This is a genomic window from Myxococcus sp. AB025B, from assembly GCF_006518215.1.
In the GTDB taxonomy this organism is placed as follows: domain Bacteria; phylum Myxococcota; class Myxococcia; order Myxococcales; family Myxococcaceae; genus Myxococcus; species Myxococcus fulvus.
On the sequence record NZ_SRLW01000519.1, the window covers coordinates 1 to 3,590 of the forward strand.

Here is a 3,590-nt window from a genome sequence, read left to right on the forward strand (position 1 = left end):
TCCTCGTCGTCCCCCTCCCGCCCCCGGCGCGAGGCGGGGTGCTCGCGGCGCGGCGCCTCGCGCCGGGGGCGGGAGGGGGACGACGAGGAGGAGCGCTTGCCGAAGCGGGCCTCGGCGAGCGCCGGCTCCAGCAGGACGGTGGCGGCGAGCACACAGCCCAGCACGGCCTTGGATGAGGGCAAGGTGCACTCCTCGGGGACGGGGACGACGGGGAGCGACATTCAAGGGCGCCCGGCCCTTGCCGGCCATGGCCCCCGAGGGTGGACGGCCGTTGGCCAGCCGCTGCTGTACGGCCGTGGGCAGCGCACACGGCGCCGAGTGCGCACGACGTGACAGCCGGGCCTCGCGAGGCTCGCGCACCCGACGCTCGCGCGTGCGGAGCGCCCACGCGCGGTGCATCTCCTCCCCCGGGCACCGGGCGTATCCGCCTGCTCGCGCCGTGCGGATGCTCACGGTTCGACAGTGAGGCGCGGTGGGGCGGAACGAGCCGTGTCAGCCCGGGAAGGAGGCACTAGGGTGGCAATCGTGACCCACGTGGTGATGCAGCCGACCGTGCTCCTGGTGGAGGACGACCCGGACCTCCGGGGCGTGATGGCGGAGGCGCTCCAGGCCGAAGGCTATGACGTGAACATGGCCATCAACGCCCGCGAGGCCGTGCGGGTGCTGGCGGCCACGGAGGTGCCGTGTCTGGTGTTGGTGGACCTGGAGGCGCCGTGTGTCCAGGGGGCGTCGCTCCTGGAGACGTTGAAGCAGGACGCGCGCTTCGCCAGCTCGCGGGTGGTGGGGATGCGCGCGGAGTCCGGCCCGTGTCCCCCAGGGGCGGTGGCGCTCTTGCGCAAGCCCGTGCGGCTCAAGGACCTGATGGACGTGGTCCAGGCGCACTGCCCGGACCCCCGGCCCGAAACGGCCCAGCGCGTCAGTAGGTGAGGCCCAGGCCGAAGAAGGGGCCGTGGAAGCCGTCGCGGTGCACCACGCCGTCCACCTGGCCCGCGTCGTCGAGCACCATCCCCCGGTAGCCGCCGCGCAGCACGAGCGCGCCCAGGTGCAGCGCCAGCGCGGCGCTCGCGTCCACCTGTCGGTACGGGAAGGGCGTCATCTGGGCGCGGGCCTCGAAGTCCAGCGGGCCGGCCAGGCACGCCTCCAGGGACAGGCCCAGGCTGGGGCCCACGAAGGTGATGTCCGGCGCGTTGGCGGTGCTCACGCCCGCTTCCACGCGCAGCCGCGCGCGCTCCAGGGAGACGAGCGCCCACGTCAGGTGCGCCTCCACCAGGGTGAGGTTGTCGGTCTCGTCGGTGCCGTCGTCGGCGTCCACGGCGATGCCGGTGACGCGCGCGTCGAAGCCGAAGCGCCGCCCCTCCAGGCCGATGAAGAAGTCCCCCGCGCCGCCGCTGTTGACGGGGCCGCCCTGCAGGCCCAGGCGGAAGGAGAGGGGCGCGGCGTGGCGCTCCTGGCGCAGCTCCCCGCGCTGCCGGGGCTCGTCCACGACCGTCAGCCGGTGGTTGCCGCTGGAGAGCACGAAGGCGAGGAAGCCCAGGCCCTCCACCACGTCGCCCGCGCCGGAGGAGACGTGGCGGCGGTGGTTGCTCCGGCGGCGACGGGGCCGGTCGTCGTCGTCGTCATCCCGCGAGCCCACCGGCGAGGCCTCGTGGGTGTCGTCGTTCTTGTCGTCGTCCTTCTTCGAGTCGCTCTGCGACGGCCGCGAGCGCTTGCCGAAGCGCGCCTCCGCCGACGTCGTGCCCAGCAGCAGGCCCAGCGCGAGGAAGGCACTCAAGGCGGAACGAAGAGAGAACACGGCGGGGCTCCTGGGGCGGTGGCCGTCGGGCGGCAACACGGCTGGGGACGACCGTCCGCCTGCTTTATTCATACACCCGGGGTGTACGGGCCGTCGCCCCACCCCCCAGCGTGGGCCCAGGAGGTGGGTGACGACCCTCCCGGGCCCTGGGGGGCTACTTCTTGCCGCAGAGCTTGGGGTTCTTCACGCAGGCCACCGCGAGGCACTGGGAGGCGGAGCGCTGCTCGCAGCCCTTCTTGCAGCGGGGCGGGGAGTAGTTGAAGTCGCACATCGCGGGGTCGCACGTGACGCGGTCGCTGGGGGGCAGCGCGTCACAGGGGCTGTTGAGCACGGTGGTGATGGACTCGAAGTGGTAGGTGCCCTCCGTGTCGGCGCAGACCTCGAAGTCACCGTCGGCGGTGACGACGGGGCCGTCGTTCACGTCGCAGGCCGCCTTGGGGGTGAAGGCGTCGGGCTCGCAGGGGCCCACGGTGCGCGCCAGACAGCCGTACGCGTTGCGCCCGCCGACGATGGCGTTGGCGCAGACGCGCGAGGCCAGGTGCACGTCGCCCGCCACCCAGTCCCGCGAGTAGCACGCGTGGGCGTTCTGGTACGGGTGGCCGTCGAAGTCGGGCTTGGACAGGAAGGGCGCGTAGGTGTCCATGTTGATGTGCACCTCCACGTTGAGTCCCTTGGGGTCCAGGATGTTTCCGAAGAAGGCGCCCTCGCGGAAGGTGAACGCGCCGAAGGACTCGGTGGGGTAGCGGCCGTGGGTGACGGCGGGGCGCACCCAGGAGCCGGGCGGCGAGGAGCGGTCATTCGGCGCTGACATGACGCTGTACCTGCCGCCGCGGGGGCAGGTGAAGGTGGCGCTGGGCTGCGCGCCGCCGCACTCGTTGCCCTCGCCCAGGGCCAGGGCGCTGGCGGCCTCGCAGCCCCGGGGCTGGGCGCACACGCGCAGCACGCGGTCGCCGTCGCCGGAGCCGAGCGTCGTCGTGCACGACGTGTCCAGCCGGGGCGCGCCCGCGGCGATGGTGACCTGCTCGCCCGGCGTGCAGCTGCCCACGCCCTCGCCCACCCAGCCACACTCCTCCCACGCGCCGCGGCCTCCGTGCGCGCAGGGCAGGAACATGGGGTGCCACTGCTGGGTGACGCCGGTGGGGTTGAAGCGCCGGTCGTCGCGCGGGTGCTCGCCGCGCATCGAAATCTCCACCGTGTGGCCGTAGGCGTTGTTGCGCGACAGCAGGCACGCGCTCACGTAGCCCAGGCACTGGGCGCTCGGCGCGCGCACGCCCCACTCCGGGCACAGGCCCACGCCGCCCGAGAAGGAGTGGACCTCCTTCTTGCGGTCCATCCACTCCACCGTGGCGGTGGCGGGCAGGGCGCACTCCACCAGGTAGTGCATGACGTTGCGCGCGGCCGGGTCCTCCAGCTGGTGGCGCAGGCGCGCGTCCGCCTCGAACGTGTACGTGGTCAGCGGCTGCGAGGTGAGGGCCTCCAGCGAGCGGGCGTTGGTGGTGAGGGCGTTGAAGGCCAGGTCCGCGGTGGACAGCGAGTTGAGGATGCGGATGCCCGGCTCGGCGCTGGCGCGCGAGAGCGGCAGGAGCGCGGTGAGACACAGCGCGGTCAACAGGAGCCTGGAGGGAGCTCGGAGCTTGATGGACGACATGGGGTGAGGACCTCGCGCGGAAGATGACGCGAAGCCCCAGGTAGCACGTGGCGGGCCGTGCACCGCGTCACAGTCCTTCCAGGGGGTTGCGCGCGCGGGAGGGGCAGGGGCTGTTGCCTCCAGGTCCACACGGGCCGGCGGGTGTGGACC

At 73.2% G+C, this 3,590-nt stretch carries 3 protein-coding genes and 1 pseudogene; 1 reads left to right on the plus strand and 3 read right to left on the minus strand.

The window, feature by feature from the left end; translation table 11 throughout:
* A pseudogene (locus tag FL311_RS41910) lies at window positions 1-182 on the minus strand (hypothetical protein); the annotation flags it as partial.
* 334 nt (window positions 183-516) lie between these two features.
* Here FL311_RS41910 and FL311_RS41915 point away from each other — a divergent pair.
* Entirely contained in the window at window positions 517-927 is a 411-nt protein-coding gene (locus FL311_RS41915) for a response regulator (RefSeq protein ID WP_141333206.1), read from the plus strand.
* Here the strand turns inward: FL311_RS41915 and FL311_RS41920 are convergent.
* Together FL311_RS41920 and FL311_RS41925 are read right to left on the minus strand one after the other, a co-directional pair.
* Entirely contained in the window at window positions 917-1,792 is an 876-nt protein-coding gene (locus FL311_RS41920; protein WP_141333207.1) for a hypothetical protein, read from the minus strand. The genes FL311_RS41915 and FL311_RS41920 overlap by 11 nt on opposite strands.
* A 154-nt stretch (window positions 1,793-1,946) precedes the next feature.
* Complete coding sequence (locus FL311_RS41925) at window positions 1,947-3,440, minus strand: hypothetical protein (RefSeq protein ID WP_141333208.1); 1,494 nt, start codon at window positions 3,438-3,440, stop codon at window positions 1,947-1,949.
* Between the last annotated feature and the right edge of the window lie 150 nt (window positions 3,441-3,590).